Source organism: Bisbaumannia salifodinae, assembly GCF_055388505.1.
On sequence record NZ_AP043781.1, the window covers coordinates 4,012,700 to 4,026,857 of the forward strand.

The following is a 14,158-nucleotide window of genomic DNA, read 5'->3' on the forward strand; positions in this document are numbered from 1 at the left end:
TTGCTTACTCGCTACGCGCGAAGATCAGGTCCCAGACGCCGTGGCCCAGGCGCTCGCCGCGGGCCTCGAACTGGGTCAGGGGGCAGGGTGCTGGAGAGCCGGGGCGCGGCACAGGGCCGCGCCCACCCCCATCGGCTGTTGCTTACTCGCTACTTATTACTCGCTACGCGCGAAGATCAGGTCCCAGACGCCGTGGCCCAGGCGCTCGCCGCGGGCCTCGAACTTGGTCAGGGGTCGGAACTCGGGACGCGGCACATAGGGCGCGGTCTCCGCGGTGGCGGTATTGCGATACCCCGGCGCCGCCGCCATCACCTCGGCCATATGCTCGGCATAGTTCTCCCAGTCGGTGGCCATATGCAGGGTGCCCCCCACCTTGAGGCGGTGGCGAATCAGCTCCACGAAGGCGGGCTGCACGATGCGCCGCTTGTGGTGCTTCTTCTTCGGCCAGGGATCGGGGAAGAACAGCTGCAGGGTATCGATGCTGTCCGCCGGGAGGCACTCGTCAAGCACCCGCACCGCATCCTCGCGGAACACCCGCAGGTTGGTGAGGCCGCGCTTGTCGGCCTCGTCGAGCAGCTTGCCGACGCCGGGGGCATGCACCTCGATGCCGATAAAATCGGTATCCGGGTGGGTCTCGGCCTGCTCGATCAGGGAGGCGCCCATGCCGAAGCCGACCTCCACCACCCGCCGGGCCTGACGACCGAAGAGGGCGTCCAGGTCCAGGCGCCCGCCCTCCAGGGTCAGGCCCAGCCGCGGCCAGACCTCCTCCAGGCCGCGGGTCTGGGCCCCGGTCATGCGACCGGCGCGCAGCACATAGCTCTTGATTCCACGCTTGTAGAGCGTGTCCTGATTGGCCTCGCCGGTGGCCTGGGCCTCCGGCTCGGGAGTACGTTCGTCGTTCATACGCCTCGTTCGATTCCTGGGTCGGGCTCAGCCGTTGATGCGGCCGGCGAAGGGCGAGGAGGGATCGGCGCTCTGGCGACGCGGCATACGCCCGGCCAGATAGGCCTGGCGCCCGGCTTCCACCGCCTGCTTCATGGCCTGGGCCATCAGCACCGGCTGGCGGGCATGGGCGATGGCGGTGTTCATCAGCACCGCATCGCAGCCCAGCTCCATGGCCATGGCGGCGTCGGAGGCGGTACCGATCCCCGCGTCCACCAGCACCGGCACCTCGGCCTGCTCCACGATCAGGCGGGTATTGTGCGGGTTCTGCAGGCCATGACCGGAGCCGATCAACGAGCCCAGGGGCATGATGGCGCAGCAGCCCAGGCGCTCCAGTTCCTTGGCCACGATGGGATCATCGCTGGTATAGACCATCACATCGAAGCCGTCGGCCAGCAGCGCCTCGGCGGCCTTCAGGGTCTCCACCACATTGGGGTAGAGGGTGGTGTCGTCGCCCAGCACCTCGAGCTTGACCAGGTTGTGGCCGTCGAGCAGCTCCCGGGCCAGCTTGCAGGTGCGCACCGCGTCCTTGGCGGTGTAGCAGCCGGCGGTATTGGGCAGCAGGGTGTAGCGCTGCGGGGAGATCACGTCGAGCAGGTTCGGCGCCGAGGCATCCTGCCCCAGGTTGGTGCGCCGCACCGCGAAGGTGACGATCTCGGCGCCGCTGGCGTCGATGGCCGCCGCGGTCTCGTCGAAATCCTTGTACTTGCCGGTCCCCACCAGCAGGCGGGAGCTAAACGGACGGCCGGCCACCACGAAGGGCTGGTCGCTGAGTGTTTGAGTCATCTGTTTGGTTTCCTCGATTGGCCGCGGGATCGCAGGGCGTCGGGTCGTCGAATGCGGGCGCCGCGGGCTTAGCCGCCGCCGATGGCGTGCACGATCTCGACTCGATCGCCCTCGACGAGGCGAGTCTCGGCATGAATGCTGCGGGGGACGATCTCTTCGTTGACCTCGACGGCGATACGCCGCCCGGCGAGCCCCAGGGACTCGAGCAGTTGCTGGATCGTCACCTCGCCATCGAGCGGCTTGGATTCTCCATTGAGCTGGATCTGCATGGCGTCCTCTCGATAGCTGGATGGCAGGGGCCATATTGTAGCCTGTTCGCCCTTGCCAGGGTACGGTAGCGCCTGCCTCGACGAATACGGAGACAAGCGATGCGTGATCGCAACTGGTGGTTGCTGGTGGCCGCCTCGGGGACCCTGATGGTCGCCGCCGGCGCCTTCGGCGCCCATGCCCTGGAGGGACGCTTGGTACCGCGCCTGATGGCGGCCTTCGAGACCGGGGTGCGCTATCAGGCCTGGCATACCCTGGCCATGCTTGGCGTGCTGGCCTGGCGGGCCACCAGGCCCCTGCCAGGGCAACGCCTGGCGCTGGGCCTCTGGGCCCTGGGCATCGCGCTCTTCTGCGGCTCCCTCTATGCCCTGGCGCTGAGCGGCCTGGGCCGCCTGGGCCTGATCACGCCGCTGGGTGGCCTGGCCTTGATCGGCGGCTGGCTGGCCCTGGGGACCTGTGCGCTACGCGCCGGGCGCCCCGCGACGCCCGACTAGTCCATCTCCGGCAGCGCATAGGTGGCGGTCACCAGGGCCACCGGTTCCTCGTCCCCGGCGGAGAAGAGCTGCACCTCGCCCACCGCCAGGCGCCGGCCCAGCTTGACGATGCGGGCATTGGCGATCAGGTCGCGGTCGCCCCGGGCGCGGCGCAGGAAGTGGCAGTTGAGGTCGGTGGTCACCGCCATGGGCTCCGGCCCCACCTGGGCCAGAATGGCCACGTAGAGGCAGACATCGGCCAGGCCCATCAGGGTCGGCCCGGAGACGCAGGCTCCCGGCCTAAGGTGCTCGTCCTCGATGGCCAGGCTCATGGTGGCGCGCATCTCGTCGACGCCCTCGATGGTGCCCTGGCGCTGGGGAAAGACCTCGTCGAGAAACTCCTCGATGGCGGCGGCGGTCATCACGATCATGGCGGCGCTCCCTGCGGCGGGCGAAACGGTGGCAAGCGTTGCGCCACAAGATAGCGCAAGGCCGCCTCCGGGCCCAGCCCGAAACGACCAACGCCCCGGGGCCTGAAGGCCGCCGGGGCGTTGCACTAGCAGGATGGGCAATGGAGCTTAGTTGGCACGCGCCTTATGCACCGCCCGCCAGTGGTGCAGCAGCGGCTCGGTGTAGCCGGAGGGCTGCTCGAGGCCCTTGAAGACCAGCTCGCTGGCCGCCTGGAAGGCGGTGGAAGCGGCGAAGTCGCGGCTCATCGGCACGTAGGCGGGATCGCCGGCGTTCTGCTCGTCCACCACCCTGGCCATGCGTTCCAGGGTCTCCTGGACCCGTTCGGCACTGACCACGCCATGGTGCAGCCAGTTGGCCACGTGCTGGCTGGAGATCCGCAGGGTGGCGCGGTCTTCCATCAGGCCCACGTCGTGGATATCCGGCACCTTGGAACAGCCGACGCCGTGCTCGACCCAGCGCACCACATAGCCGAGGATGCCCTGACAATTGTTGTCCAGCTCCTGCTGGATTGCCTCGTCGGACCAGTTCGGGCTCTCCGCCACCGGCACGGTCAGGAGATCATTCAGGAAGTCGGGTTCCCCCTGGCTCTCCAGCTCGCGCTGCACCGCCTGAACATTGACCTGATGGTAGTGCAGTACGTGAAGTGTTGCGGCAGTGGGCGACGGCACCCAGGCGGTGTTGGCACCGGCCTTGGGCTGGGCCACCTTCTGCTCCAGCATGGCGGCCATCAGGTCCGGCATGGCCCACATGCCCTTGCCGATCTGGGCGCGACCGCGCAGGCCGCAGGCCAGGCCGATCTGCACGTTATTGCGCTCATAGGCCTGGATCCAGGCGGCATGCTTCATGTCGCCCTTGCGCACCATGGGCCCGGCCTGCATCACGGTGTGCATCTCGTCGCCGGTGCGGTCGAGGAAGCCGGTATTGATAAACACCACCCGGGAGGCGGCGGCATTGATGCACGCCTTGAGGTTGGTGGAGGTGCGGCGTTCCTCGTCCATGATGCCCATCTTCAGGGTGTCACGGGGCATGCCCAGCAGCGCCTCGACGCGACCGAACAGCTCGTCGGCGAAGGCAACTTCCCGGGGACCGTGCATCTTCGGCTTGACGATATAGACCGAGCCCTCACGGGAGTTGCGCGGCTCGTCGGCGCTCTTCTGCAGGTCGCGCAGGGCGATCAAACTGGTCACCACGCAGTCGAGGATGCCCTCGGGCACCTCATTGCCCTCGGCATCCAGCACCGCCGGGGTGGTCATCAGGTGACCCACGTTGCGCACGAAGAGCAGCGAGCGCCCCGGCAGGGTCAAGCTGCCGCCATCCGGGGCGGTGTAGCGGCGATCCGGATTGAGGCGACGCACTACCGTCTCGCCGCCTTTTTCGAAACGCTCTTCCAGGTCGCCCTTCATCAGGCCCAGCCAGTTGCGGTAGACGCCCACCTTGTCCTCGGCATCCACCGCGGCCACGGAGTCCTCGCAGTCCATGATGGCGGAGAGGGCGGCCTCCATCAGCAGGTCCTTGATATGCGCGGGATCGTCCTTGCCGATAAAGTGCTCGGCGTCGAACTGGATCTCCAGGTGCAGGCCGTGGTTGCCGAGCAGTACCGCCTCGGGAGAGGCCGCCTCGCCGCGATACCCCACCAGCTTGCCGGCGTCCTTGAGGCCGGTCTCGCGGCCGCCTTCCAGGGTGACCACCAGGTGGCCGTCACGGATCACATACTTGATCGCCTCGCGGTGAGAACCGGTGGCCAGGGGGGCGGCGATATCCAGTACGCCGCGGGCATAGGCGATCACCTTGGCGGCGCGCTTGGGGTTGAAGGCCTTGCCCTTCTCGGCGCCATCGTCGTCACTGATCGCGTCGGTGCCATAGAGCGCATCGTAGAGGCTGCCCCAGCGCGCATTGGCGGCATTCAGGGCGTAACGGGCATTACTGACCGGCACCACCAGCTGGGGGCCGGCCTGGGAGGCCAGCTCGGCATCCACCTTGGAGGTGCTGACCCGCACCTTGGCCGGGACCTCGGCCAGGTAACCGATCTCCTCGAGGAAGCGGCGATAGGCCGGCATGTCGCGTACCGGGCCAGGGTGCTCGCGATGCCAGGTATCCAGCTGCCGCTGCAGACGCTCACGCTCTGCGAGCAATTCACGATTTTTCGGGGTCAAATCGTGAAACAGCGCGTCGACGCCGGTCCAGAAGGCCTCGGCATCGATACCCGACCCCGGCAGGGCCTGCTCATTGATGAAATGGTCCAGCTCGCTGGCCACCTGGAGACGGTGGCGAGTGACTCGGTCGGTCATGGGGCCTCCTGATGCGCTGCAGCCGGCAGGCACCGCCGACTGCTTATCGTTATTTCGTATACGAAACCAGTATATATTTGTGGAAATACCTTCCATATGTTACCCGATTTTGGGCGCCTGGTCTGCCCGCCTCGACCAAATGATGAATCCATCTCCCGGCAATATGGCCTGGAGGGGCCCATAACGCTAGGATTGGCGCCTGACGGGAGGCTTTCATGACCGACTTCACGCCGCTCACTACCCTGGGACCCATCATGCCCGCCGGGCATGCCCCTCAGGCGCTGCCGCATCTGGAAGATTATCTCGCCCATTACCGCCTGATGCCGCTGCTCGGCGACCGGGTGGGATTACACGTGGGCTATACCGAGGCCGCCCCCTTTCGCCTCTGGACTCAGGTGTGGAGTCCGGCACAGCCACGCGGCACCGCCTTCGTGGTGCATGGCTACTTCGACCACCTGGGCCTCTATCGCCACCTGCTGGAGCGCCTGCTGGCGGGCGGCTGGCGGGTGGTGCTCTGGGACCTGCCGGGGCACGGCCTCTCCACCGGACGGCGCGCCTGCATCGATGATTTCGACGACTACGGACGCTGCCTGGTCGCCCTGCAACAACGCCTGAGCCTGGAAGGCCTGGCCCCGCGCCCCTGGGTGGGCATCGGCCAGAGCACCGGCGCCGCCATCCTCGCCACCGACGCCCTGACCCGCAACGCCGAAAGCCAATGGGCCGGCCTGGCCCTGCTGGCCCCCCTGGTGCGCCCCTGGGGCTGGAACCAGTCCAGCTGGTTGCACCTGGTGGCCAGCCCCTTTATCCGTAGCCTGCCGCGCAAGTACCGGGCCAATTCCAATGATGACGACTTCACCACCTTCCTCCGCGACCAGGATCCCCTGCAGCCGGATCGCCTCTCGGTGACCTGGATCAGCGCCATGCGGCGCTGGATCCCGCGCCTGCTGGCGTTGCCTCCGGCGCAGCTGCCGGTACTGATCCTCCAGGGAGAACAGGACCTGACCGTGGATTGGCAATGGAACCTGGATATCCTGGCCCGCAAGTTCCCCGACGCCGAGATTCATCGTCACCCGGAGGCCCGCCACCACCTGGTCAACGAGACGGCGCCGATCCGCGAGGCCCTGTTCGATGAACTGGATGGGTTTCTGGCCCGCCAGGAGCTGCACCGATGAGGCAACGCCTGCCCGCCCTCGGGGGCACGCCGATCAGCCGGCTGCTGGTCGTCGGCCTGGCGCTCTTGCTGGCGGGTTGCGCCAGCCCACCGGATCGTCCCACCCAGCTGCGCCAGGCGCTGCTGGGGCTCAGCGAGCAGGCCACCCGACTGCTGATCGAAGAGCCGGCCTGGGAGCTCGAGGCCCGAGAGGTCGTCTTGCTGCTGTCCAGCACCGAGGTGGAAGAGAGCCTGCCCATCGGCCAGGCGCGCTTCGAGGAGAGCCTGACCCGGGCCCTGCTGGCCTACCCGGCCGGCCCCCAGGTGATCGACTGGCAGCCACAGATAAGCCATACCGCGACGCCCGCCGGCCAGTGGCTGCTGGATACGCGCCTGGTGGCGGATGGCCCCGAACTGCGTCTCTCGGATCGCACCCTGTTGCCCTACCGGCTGGAGCTCCGCCTGCGCCGCCCCGAAGACATCCGGCCGCGCTGGGAGCGAACCATCAGCGGCGCCTTCGATGCCGATGCCCTCTAGGACCCCTACCCTGCATGCTCCCCCGGCCGCCTTACTGGCGTCCTAGCAGGCGTTCCAACTGCCGCTGCCTGCGACGCCGAGCCTCCAGCACACCCCACACAGGCCGTCTTACTGGCGTCCCAATAAACGCTCCAGCTGCCGATAGCCGATGGCCTCCAGCAGTTGATCGCGGCCGGGGCGCTCGAGGCCGACCAGGTCCGCCAGGGTCAGGGCGACCCGCAGCACCCGATGATAGGCCCGGGCCGAGAGGCGCAGCCGCTCCAGGCTCTGGGCCAGCCAGGCACGATCCGCCGCACTCAGCCCACAGGCCGCCTCCAGGGCCGATACCGACAGGCTGGCATTGAGGCCACCCCGGGCCCGCTGGCGCGCCCGGGCCGCCACCACCCGCTCCCGCACCCTCGCCGAGCCCTCCTCCGCCGTCGTCGCGGTCAACTGATCGGCGGGCAGCGCCGGCACCTCCACCTGCAGGTCGATACGGTCAAGCAAGGGCCCCGAGAGGCGCGATTGGTAGCGCTGCACCTGCCCCGAGGTGCAATGGCAGTCACGGCGGGGGTCGCCCAGATGACCACAGGGGCAGGGGTTCATGGCCGCCACCAGTTGGAAGTGGCTCGGGTAACGTCGGGTCACCCGGGCCCGGGCCAGATCCACCCACCCCGACTCCAGGGGCTGACGCAACACCTCCAGCACGCTGCGGCTGAACTCCGGCAATTCGTCCAGGAAGAGCACCCCCTGATGAGCCAGGGAGACCTCGCCGGGGCGCGGCGAGGAGCCGCCGCCCACCAGGGCGGCGGCGCTGGCGGTATGGTGGGGCGCACGAAACGGACGCAGGCCCCAACCGGCGAGCAGCGGCTGTCCCGCCACGGAGCGGATCGCCGCCAGCTCCAGGGCCTCCGCCTCCTCCAGCGGCGGCAGGATGCCGGGCAGCCGGCTGGCCAGCATGGTCTTGCCGCTCCCCGGCGGCCCGACGAAGAGCAGGTTATGCCCACCGGCGGCGGCCACCTCCAGGGCCCGGCGTGCCTGATGCTGGCCACGCACCTCGGCCAGGTCGGCGACCTCGAGATGGCCCGGGACGGGCCGGCTGGTGGGCTGTGGCGTCAGAGGCTCGCGCCCCCAGAGATGGGCGGCCACCTCCAGCAGATGCGCCGCCGGCAAGACTTCCAGGCCCTGCACCAGGGCCGCCTCGGCGGCATTCTCCCGGGGCAGGATCAACCGACGCCCGGCCTGCTTGGCCGCCAGGGCCGCCGGCAGCACCCCGCCGACCGGGCAGAGGCGACCGTCCAGGGCCAGCTCCCCCAGGCTCTCCACGCCACTCAGGGCATCGGCGGGCAGCTGGCCGGAGGCGGCCAGGATGCCCAGGGCGATGGGCAGATCGAAGCGCCCGCCCTCCTTGGGCAGGTCGGCGGGAGCCAGGTTGAGGGTGATGCGGCGGGTGGTGGGAAACTCGAAGTTGGCATTGAGCAGGGCGCTGCGCACCCGCTCGCGGCTCTCGCGGACGGCGGTTTCCGGCAGCCCCACCAGGGTGATGCCGGGCAGGCCATTGGCCAGGTGCACCTCCACCCGCACCTCCGGGGCCTCCAGCCCCAGGGCGGCACGGGTGGTAACGATGGCCAGCGTCATGACTCGTCCCTGAGCAACCGTCGATCATCTAACCCTAGCAGCCCGTCGGACTTACCGCCGATCTACCGCGAATCCCGTGATTCTCGCGACGACCGGATACACCCGACAGGCCGCTGGCGCAGACTCAGGCCCGGGGCGACGTCTCGTCCTGGGTCTCGCCGCCGCCGGCATCTTCCGCCGCCGGCGAGGGCGTGGCCTGCGGCGCCTCCGCCTCCAGGCGCGCCTGGAGCAGGTGCTCCAGCTCGGCCACCTGGGTCTCCAGGGCCTCGACCCGGGAGCGGGTGCGCTGCAGCACCTCCATCAGGATATCGAAGTCCTCCCGGGAGACCAGCTCCAGGCGATCGAAGGCGCCCTTGACCACCTGCTGCACGCTGCGTTGCAGCTCTTCGGGGGCCTGGGAGGCCCCCTGCAGGCGCTCGCCCAGTTGCTGGGCGAGGCGCCCGATCCGCTCGTTATTGATCATCGATGATGACTCCTGAAAAAACGCCATGGACTGCCCTACAGGATACGCAAGCCGGGCCCCGGACGCATGCGCCGCAACGATGCACCGACCTGGATAACAGGCACCAGCTTGGTGCACCCATCCGCTCCGTTATCGCTCATCGTGTCCCGAGAACACCCTACAGACGAATGATTTACAAGGAAAAACCCTTCGTTGGCATGCTTTGCGCACTGCACAAGGCAGGCAATCGCCTGCCGCACGCCAATGACAACTTCGATGTAGGGAGTCCGGGATGAAACTCATCACCGCCATCATCAAACCCTTCAAGCTCGACGACGTCCGCGAGGCCCTGGCCGACAACGGCGTTCAGGGCATCACCGTCACCGAGGTCAAGGGCTTCGGTCGTCAGAAGGGCCATACCGAACTGTATCGCGGCGCCGAATACGTCGTCGATTTCCTCCCCAAGGTGAAGGTCGAGGTCGCCGTCGACGACGGCCGCGTCGAGACGGTACTGGACGCCATCCGCAGCGCCGCCAACAGTGGCAAGATCGGTGACGGCAAGCTGTTCGTCACCACTCTGGAGGATGTGATCCGTATCCGCACCGGTGAGCGCGGCGCCGACGCCGTCTGAGTTCGCCCCACTCCCCCCCTTCCCCAGTCAGCCGGTCTGACTCAGGAGTTCCGACCATGACCGATCTAGTAGAGCTGAGTTACGCGCTCGACACCTTCTATTTCCTTATCTGTGGCGTCCTGGTGATGTGGATGGCCGCCGGTTTCTCGATGCTCGAGGCCGGGATGGTGCGTTCCAAGAACACCGCCGAGATCCTGACCAAGAACATCGCCCTCTTCGCCATCTCCTGCACCATGTACCTGCTGCTGGGCTATTACCTGATGTATTCCAGCAGCGAGGGTGGCGTCCTGCCCAGCCTGGGCTTCCTGCTGGGCGGCGAGAACAGCGCGGAGGCGGTGCTGGCCGGCGGCGATGATGCCCCCTACTACTCCATGCGTGCCGACTACTTCTTCCAGGTGGTATTCGTGGCCACCGCCATGTCCATCGTCTCCGGGGCCGTGGCCGAGCGCATGAAACTGTGGGCCTTCCTGGCCTTCGCCGTGGTGATGACCGGCGTCATCTATCCGGTCTCCGGCTACTGGACCTGGGGCGGCGGCTGGCTCTCCGCCGCCGGCTTCTCCGACTTCGCCGGCTCCGGCATCGTGCATATGGCCGGTGCCGCCGCCGCCCTGGCCGGCGTGCTGATCCTCGGTCCGCGCAAGGGCAAGTACGGCAAGGACGGCAGCATCTACGCCATCCCCGGTGCCAATATGCCCCTGGCCACCCTGGGCACCTTTATCCTGTGGATGGGCTGGTTCGGCTTCAACGGCGGTTCCGAGCTGAAGGTCTCCGACGTGGATTCCGCCAACAACGTGGCCCAGGTGCTGGTCAACACCAATGCCGCCGCCGCCGGTGGCGTGATCGCCGCTCTGATCCTGGCCAAGCTGTGGTTCCGCAAGGCCGACCTGACCATGGCCCTCAACGGTGCCCTGGCCGGCCTGGTGGCCATCACCGCCGAGCCCCTGGCGCCCTCCGCCCTGGGCGCGACCCTGATCGGCGGCGTGGGTGGCGCCATCGTGGTGGCCGCCATCGTCGGTTTGGACAAGCTGAAGATCGACGACCCGGTGGGTGCCATCTCCGTGCACGGCGTGGTGGGTATCTGGGGCCTGCTGGCGGTGCCGCTCTCCAATGGTGACGCCACCTTCGGCGCCCAGATCCTCGGCATCATCGGCATCTTCGTCTGGGTCTTCCTGGCCAGCCTGATCGTGTGGCTGATCATCAAGGCGGTGATGGGCGTCCGCGTCAGCGAGGAAGAAGAGTATGAAGGCGTCGACCTGGCCGAATGTGGCCTGGAGGCCTACCCCGAATTCACCGTCGCCAAGGTGCGTGGCGGTGGCAGCGGCCGCTCCCAGAATGACGGCCTGACCCAGTCACAGCGTCTGTCGACGCGTACCGAGTGAGCTGGCGTGCTCCCCTGGCCCCTTCGGGGGCCTTTTTTCTTGGTGTATGCTTGTGCCAGGACCGGCAACCGCCGACCGACCCTTAGGATGCAAGGAGACAGACCATGAAACTGGTGACCGCCATCATCAAGCCGTTCAAGTTGGACGACGTTCGCGAGGCACTTTCCGAGATCGGCGTACAGGGCATCACCGTTACCGAGGTCAAGGGCTTCGGTCGCCAGAAGGGCCACACCGAGCTCTACCGGGGTGCCGAGTATGTGGTCGACTTCCTGCCCAAGGTGAAGCTGGAAGTGGCCGTGGACGACGCCATGGCCGAGCAGGTGATCGATGCGATTACCCAGGTGGCCAATACCGGCAAGATCGGCGACGGCAAGATCTTCGTCTCCGCCCTGGAGCAGGTGATTCGTATCCGTACCGGCGAAACCGACAAGGATGCGGTGTGATCCTGCTACCCAGGTCGCGCTAATACATTCAGCAAGATCGGCGACGGCAAGATCTTCGTCTCCGCCCTGGAGCAGGTGATCGGAACGCCGCACCGCCGGATTCGTACCGGCGAAACCGACAAGGATGCGGTGTGATCCTGCTACCCAGGTCGCGCTAATACATTCAGCAAGGTCGGCGACGGCAAGATCTTCGTCTCCGCCCTGGAGCAGGTGATCGGAACGCCGCACCGCCGGATTCGTACCGGCGAAACGGATAAGGATGCGGTATAAAGCTGGAAGCTGGAAGCTGGAAGCTGGAAGCTGGAAGCTGGAAGCTGGAAGCTGGAAGCTGGAAGCTGGAAGCTGGAAGCTGGAAGCTGGAAGCTGGAAGCTGGAAGCTGGAAGCTGGAAGCTGGAAGCTGGATAGCAGCCTAATATGAACCGCCCCCATGGCCAGGCCATGGGGGCGGTTTTTCTCCCAGCTTCAAGCTCCCGGCGAAGCCGGGGTCTCGAGGGCCGTAACGACGCGGCGCAGGCCCCGGGCCAGTTGAGCCTCCTCGGCCTCGCCGGGGACGAAGACCACGCTCAGGCAGGCGCGTACCTCGCCGGCCCGGCGGATGGGCAGGGCGATGGCCGAATAACCGGGCTCCTCGGCGGAGACCATCAGTCGCTCGGCGGGGTCGCGGCGGGCATGCCCCAGCTCGGCGAACTCCGCCACCAGGCGGGCCAGATACTCCCTGTCCCGGGCCAACCCGGCCGCCTCGCCGGGGCCCAGGGATAGCCGCTTCAGCAGCGCCTGCCGCTGCTTTTCTCCACTACCCACCAGCCAGGCCCGCCCCAGGGCCGAACGCAAGGGGCTCGGGCGAAAACCCAGCACCTCGCGATGCCGGATACGCCGGCTCAGGGGCCGTGAGGTCTCGATGATCCGCAGGCTTGCCTCTTCTACCAGGGCCAGGTCCGAGGGCCAGCCCAGGGTATCGTGAAGCTCGACCAGCAAGGGGGTCGCCGACACCAGCCAGGACGCGTCCTCCGAGATCCCCTGCCCCAGGGTGGCCAACGTCGCGGTCAAGCGATAGCGGCCATCCCCCAGTCCTCGGCAGGCCCAGCCCCGCTCGACCAGGGTCGCCAGCAGGCGCAGCAGGGTGCTCTTGTCGATGCCGGAGGTACGATGCAGCTCGGCCAGCCCCAGGGGCTCGCCACGCCGGGCCATGATCTCCAGCACCTCCAGGCCACGCCTTAGGGCGCGAATCGTCTTCATACCGCCCCCTTATCGCCCACAATGAAAAAGTGCCGATGGAAACCATCGGCACAAGACAGCGAATCGATGCAGCAAGTCGACGTTCCATGACTCTGTGCCGGGGACGGCACCAGGGCGAGCGGCGCGCCATCCCCGGGCTCGGCCTGAAGGCCGGCTTAGAAGTGGAACTGGGCGCTGGCCATCACGCGGCTGGCGTCCACCTCCTCGCCGCTGACCTTCTCCAGGTCGATGTACTGGTACTCGGCACCCACCGTCAAGCGGTCGTTGACGTCCCAGATCAGGTTGACGTGGGAGAACTGCACGGTGTCGACCATGCCCTGGAAGGCCGGGGCATCGTCCGCCAGGTCCTGTTCGACCCGGGAGGTGCCGATGGAGCTGGACCAGTTGGCATTCCAGCGATGGTCCAGGGAGATGCCGACGCTCTGCAGGTCGACGGCCTCGAGATTCCCGTCGGCATCCAGGTAGGCATCCGGCGCGCGGAACTTGGCGCCGGATGCCGGCACGTAGTCCAGATAACCGCCCAGGCCGCTGCCCGCCATCAGGTTACCCTTGAGGGTGGTGCTGCTGCCCAGCGGCAGGGCCCCCTGGGCGGCGATGCCGAAGCCGGTGGTGCTCTCGTCCTGGCCGCTCACCTCGGAGTCGGTGGAGAACTGGCGCAGCACGCCGGAAATGCCGAAGCTGCGACCGTACTGGTAGCGCAGGGTCAGGTCGGGCAGCTCGGTCCCTTCGTCGACCGCACCGCCCGGCCCCAGGTCGGAAATCGAGGACTCGGGGTTCTCCAGGGCCACGGCGAAGGTGTTGGGTCCCGCCTGATAGGTGTAGCGCACCTGCTCGGGACGCCCGGTGGCATAACCGATGGGGCCGCCCAGCTTGAGGATGCGCGGCGTGCCCAGGAAGTGCATAAAGTTGGTCCAGGTCTGACCGGCCAGGAAACCATTGTACTCGCCGTAAGCATGGCGCAGGTTGAACTTGTCGTCGGGCAGGAAGTGCCCTTCGAAGTAGGTGCGCAGCATCTCGTCGCCGAAGCGGGTCTGGGTGCGGAAGTTCAGCCGTGACTCCTGGGCGGTGAACGTCGTGCGACCATCGGTGGCGTTACTCTCGCTGGCGGCCGCCAGAGGATCGGTGGAACTGCCCAGGTCGTAGTCGAAGTCGTAGATGGCATCGAACTTGATGTAGCCACCGAAGGCCACATCGGTATTGGTGCCGGGAATATTGAAGGTGGAACGATGGTTCCAGGGCGCCCCGACGCGGCTCGGCTCGCCGGTGACCACCGGCTGGCCGGCCGGTACCACATCATAGGCATGGGCATGAATGGCCGCAGCCAGGCCTACCGGCAGCATCGCCGCCAGCGTAAGAGTCTTTTTCGCTTTCATTGAAGTTATCCCTTTAATGATGAGTAATAAGCACTGTTGTTCTGCTATTAACCGAGTCGTTATTGTTGTTTTACCTCCATCAAGCTCGCGGGGAGTGTCTAGCCACCGCAGTGAGTCTTCCG

General features: G+C 67.1%; 15 protein-coding genes. 6 read left to right on the forward strand and 9 right to left on the reverse strand.

The window, feature by feature from the left end:
- Window positions 1-156 precede the first annotated feature (156 nt).
- From trmB to thiS, 3 genes are all read right to left on the reverse strand, one after another.
- A complete protein-coding gene (gene trmB / locus ACZ5EF_RS18760; RefSeq protein ID WP_346061048.1) occupies window positions 157-903 on the reverse strand; it encodes a tRNA (guanosine(46)-N7)-methyltransferase TrmB in 747 nt (248 codons plus the stop codon).
- A 27-nt stretch (window positions 904-930) separates the two neighbouring features.
- Window positions 931-1,728 (reverse strand): thiazole synthase, encoded by a 798-nt coding sequence (locus ACZ5EF_RS18765; protein ID WP_346061047.1) that lies wholly within the window; start codon window positions 1,726-1,728, stop codon window positions 931-933.
- A gap of 68 nt (window positions 1,729-1,796) precedes the next feature.
- Window positions 1,797-1,997 carry a sulfur carrier protein ThiS gene (thiS, locus tag ACZ5EF_RS18770; RefSeq protein ID WP_346061046.1) on the reverse strand — a complete coding sequence of 67 codons (201 nt, stop codon included), beginning with the start codon at window positions 1,995-1,997 and terminating at the stop codon, window positions 1,797-1,799.
- Between the two features lie 99 nt (window positions 1,998-2,096).
- On the opposite strand from thiS, the gene ACZ5EF_RS18775 reads away from it, so the two are divergent.
- Window positions 2,097-2,489 carry a DUF423 domain-containing protein gene (locus ACZ5EF_RS18775; RefSeq protein ID WP_346061045.1) on the forward strand — a complete coding sequence of 131 codons (393 nt, stop codon included), beginning with the start codon at window positions 2,097-2,099 and terminating at the stop codon, window positions 2,487-2,489.
- Here ACZ5EF_RS18775 and ACZ5EF_RS18780 read toward each other — a convergent pair.
- On the reverse strand, window positions 2,486-2,899 hold the full coding sequence (locus ACZ5EF_RS18780; protein WP_346061044.1) for a PaaI family thioesterase: 414 nt from the start codon (window positions 2,897-2,899) through the stop codon (window positions 2,486-2,488). The two genes, ACZ5EF_RS18775 and ACZ5EF_RS18780, sit on opposite strands and share 4 nt — an antisense overlap.
- A gap of 147 nt (window positions 2,900-3,046) precedes the next feature.
- The gene (locus ACZ5EF_RS18785) at window positions 3,047-5,227 is read right to left on the reverse strand and encodes a malate synthase G (RefSeq protein ID WP_346061043.1); all 2,181 of its coding nucleotides are present in this window, start codon (window positions 5,225-5,227) and stop codon (window positions 3,047-3,049) included.
- 215 nt (window positions 5,228-5,442) lie between these two features.
- On the opposite strand from ACZ5EF_RS18785, the gene ACZ5EF_RS18790 reads away from it, so the two are divergent.
- Entirely contained in the window at window positions 5,443-6,399 is a 957-nt protein-coding gene (locus ACZ5EF_RS18790) for an alpha/beta hydrolase (RefSeq protein WP_346061042.1), read from the forward strand.
- A complete protein-coding gene (locus tag ACZ5EF_RS18795) occupies window positions 6,396-6,914 on the forward strand; it encodes a hypothetical protein (protein ID WP_346061041.1) in 519 nt (172 codons plus the stop codon). Before ACZ5EF_RS18790 ends, ACZ5EF_RS18795 begins: the two co-directional genes overlap by 4 nt.
- A gap of 108 nt (window positions 6,915-7,022) precedes the next feature.
- On the opposite strand, the gene ACZ5EF_RS18800 is transcribed toward ACZ5EF_RS18795, so the two are convergent.
- Both ACZ5EF_RS18800 and ACZ5EF_RS18805 read right to left on the reverse strand, forming a co-directional pair.
- The gene (locus tag ACZ5EF_RS18800; RefSeq protein WP_346061040.1) at window positions 7,023-8,531 is read right to left on the reverse strand and encodes a YifB family Mg chelatase-like AAA ATPase; all 1,509 of its coding nucleotides are present in this window, start codon (window positions 8,529-8,531) and stop codon (window positions 7,023-7,025) included.
- A 124-nt stretch (window positions 8,532-8,655) separates the two neighbouring features.
- Window positions 8,656-8,994, reverse strand: coding sequence for an accessory factor UbiK family protein (locus tag ACZ5EF_RS18805; protein ID WP_346061039.1), 339 nt, complete (start codon window positions 8,992-8,994; stop codon window positions 8,656-8,658).
- Window positions 8,995-9,265: 271 nt separating this feature from the next.
- Between ACZ5EF_RS18805 and ACZ5EF_RS18810 the strand changes: the two genes are divergently transcribed.
- The 3 genes from ACZ5EF_RS18810 to glnK all read left to right on the forward strand — a co-directional run bounded on the left by ACZ5EF_RS18810 (window position 9,266) and on the right by glnK (window position 11,426).
- Complete coding sequence (locus ACZ5EF_RS18810) at window positions 9,266-9,604, forward strand: P-II family nitrogen regulator (protein WP_346061038.1); 339 nt, start codon at window positions 9,266-9,268, stop codon at window positions 9,602-9,604.
- 56 nt (window positions 9,605-9,660) lie between these two features.
- On the forward strand, window positions 9,661-10,983 hold the full coding sequence (locus ACZ5EF_RS18815; RefSeq protein WP_346061037.1) for an ammonium transporter: 1,323 nt from the start codon (window positions 9,661-9,663) through the stop codon (window positions 10,981-10,983).
- 104 nt (window positions 10,984-11,087) lie between these two features.
- Window positions 11,088-11,426 (forward strand): P-II family nitrogen regulator, encoded by a 339-nt coding sequence (glnK, locus tag ACZ5EF_RS18820; protein WP_146801703.1) that lies wholly within the window; start codon window positions 11,088-11,090, stop codon window positions 11,424-11,426.
- A gap of 463 nt (window positions 11,427-11,889) precedes the next feature.
- On the opposite strand, the gene ACZ5EF_RS18825 is transcribed toward glnK, so the two are convergent.
- Together ACZ5EF_RS18825 and ACZ5EF_RS18830 are read right to left on the reverse strand one after the other, a co-directional pair.
- Complete coding sequence (locus ACZ5EF_RS18825) at window positions 11,890-12,663, reverse strand: helix-turn-helix domain-containing protein (RefSeq protein WP_346061036.1); 774 nt, start codon at window positions 12,661-12,663, stop codon at window positions 11,890-11,892.
- A gap of 155 nt (window positions 12,664-12,818) precedes the next feature.
- Entirely contained in the window at window positions 12,819-14,036 is a 1,218-nt protein-coding gene (locus ACZ5EF_RS18830) for a DcaP family trimeric outer membrane transporter (RefSeq protein WP_346061035.1), read from the reverse strand.
- Between the last annotated feature and the right edge of the window lie 122 nt (window positions 14,037-14,158).

What these genes read in the sequence shown, in the direction of transcription:
- ACZ5EF_RS18780 (WP_346061044.1), bottom strand. Translation starts at nt 2,899, where the DNA reads ATGATCGTGATGACCGCCGCCGCCATCGAGGAGTTTCTCGACGAGGTC.
- ACZ5EF_RS18775 (WP_346061045.1), top strand. Translation starts at nt 2,097, where the DNA reads ATGCGTGATCGCAACTGGTGGTTGCTGGTGGCCGCCTCGGGGACCCTG.
- trmB (WP_346061048.1), bottom strand. Translation starts at nt 903, where the DNA reads ATGAACGACGAACGTACTCCCGAGCCGGAGGCCCAGGCCACCGGCGAG.
- thiS (WP_346061046.1), bottom strand. Translation starts at nt 1,997, where the DNA reads ATGCAGATCCAGCTCAATGGAGAATCCAAGCCGCTCGATGGCGAGGTG.
- ACZ5EF_RS18825 (WP_346061036.1), bottom strand. Translation starts at nt 12,663, where the DNA reads ATGAAGACGATTCGCGCCCTAAGGCGTGGCCTGGAGGTGCTGGAGATC.
- ACZ5EF_RS18810 (WP_346061038.1), top strand. Translation starts at nt 9,266, where the DNA reads ATGAAACTCATCACCGCCATCATCAAACCCTTCAAGCTCGACGACGTC.
- ACZ5EF_RS18805 (WP_346061039.1), bottom strand. Translation starts at nt 8,994, where the DNA reads ATGATCAATAACGAGCGGATCGGGCGCCTCGCCCAGCAACTGGGCGAG.
- ACZ5EF_RS18800 (WP_346061040.1), bottom strand. Translation starts at nt 8,531, where the DNA reads ATGACGCTGGCCATCGTTACCACCCGTGCCGCCCTGGGGCTGGAGGCC.
- ACZ5EF_RS18815 (WP_346061037.1), top strand. Translation starts at nt 9,661, where the DNA reads ATGACCGATCTAGTAGAGCTGAGTTACGCGCTCGACACCTTCTATTTC.
- glnK (WP_146801703.1), top strand. Translation starts at nt 11,088, where the DNA reads ATGAAACTGGTGACCGCCATCATCAAGCCGTTCAAGTTGGACGACGTT.
- ACZ5EF_RS18765 (WP_346061047.1), bottom strand. Translation starts at nt 1,728, where the DNA reads ATGACTCAAACACTCAGCGACCAGCCCTTCGTGGTGGCCGGCCGTCCG.
- ACZ5EF_RS18795 (WP_346061041.1), top strand. Translation starts at nt 6,396, where the DNA reads ATGAGGCAACGCCTGCCCGCCCTCGGGGGCACGCCGATCAGCCGGCTG.
- ACZ5EF_RS18785 (WP_346061043.1), bottom strand. Translation starts at nt 5,227, where the DNA reads ATGACCGACCGAGTCACTCGCCACCGTCTCCAGGTGGCCAGCGAGCTG.
- ACZ5EF_RS18790 (WP_346061042.1), top strand. Translation starts at nt 5,443, where the DNA reads ATGACCGACTTCACGCCGCTCACTACCCTGGGACCCATCATGCCCGCC.
- ACZ5EF_RS18830 (WP_346061035.1), bottom strand. Translation starts at nt 14,036, where the DNA reads ATGAAAGCGAAAAAGACTCTTACGCTGGCGGCGATGCTGCCGGTAGGC.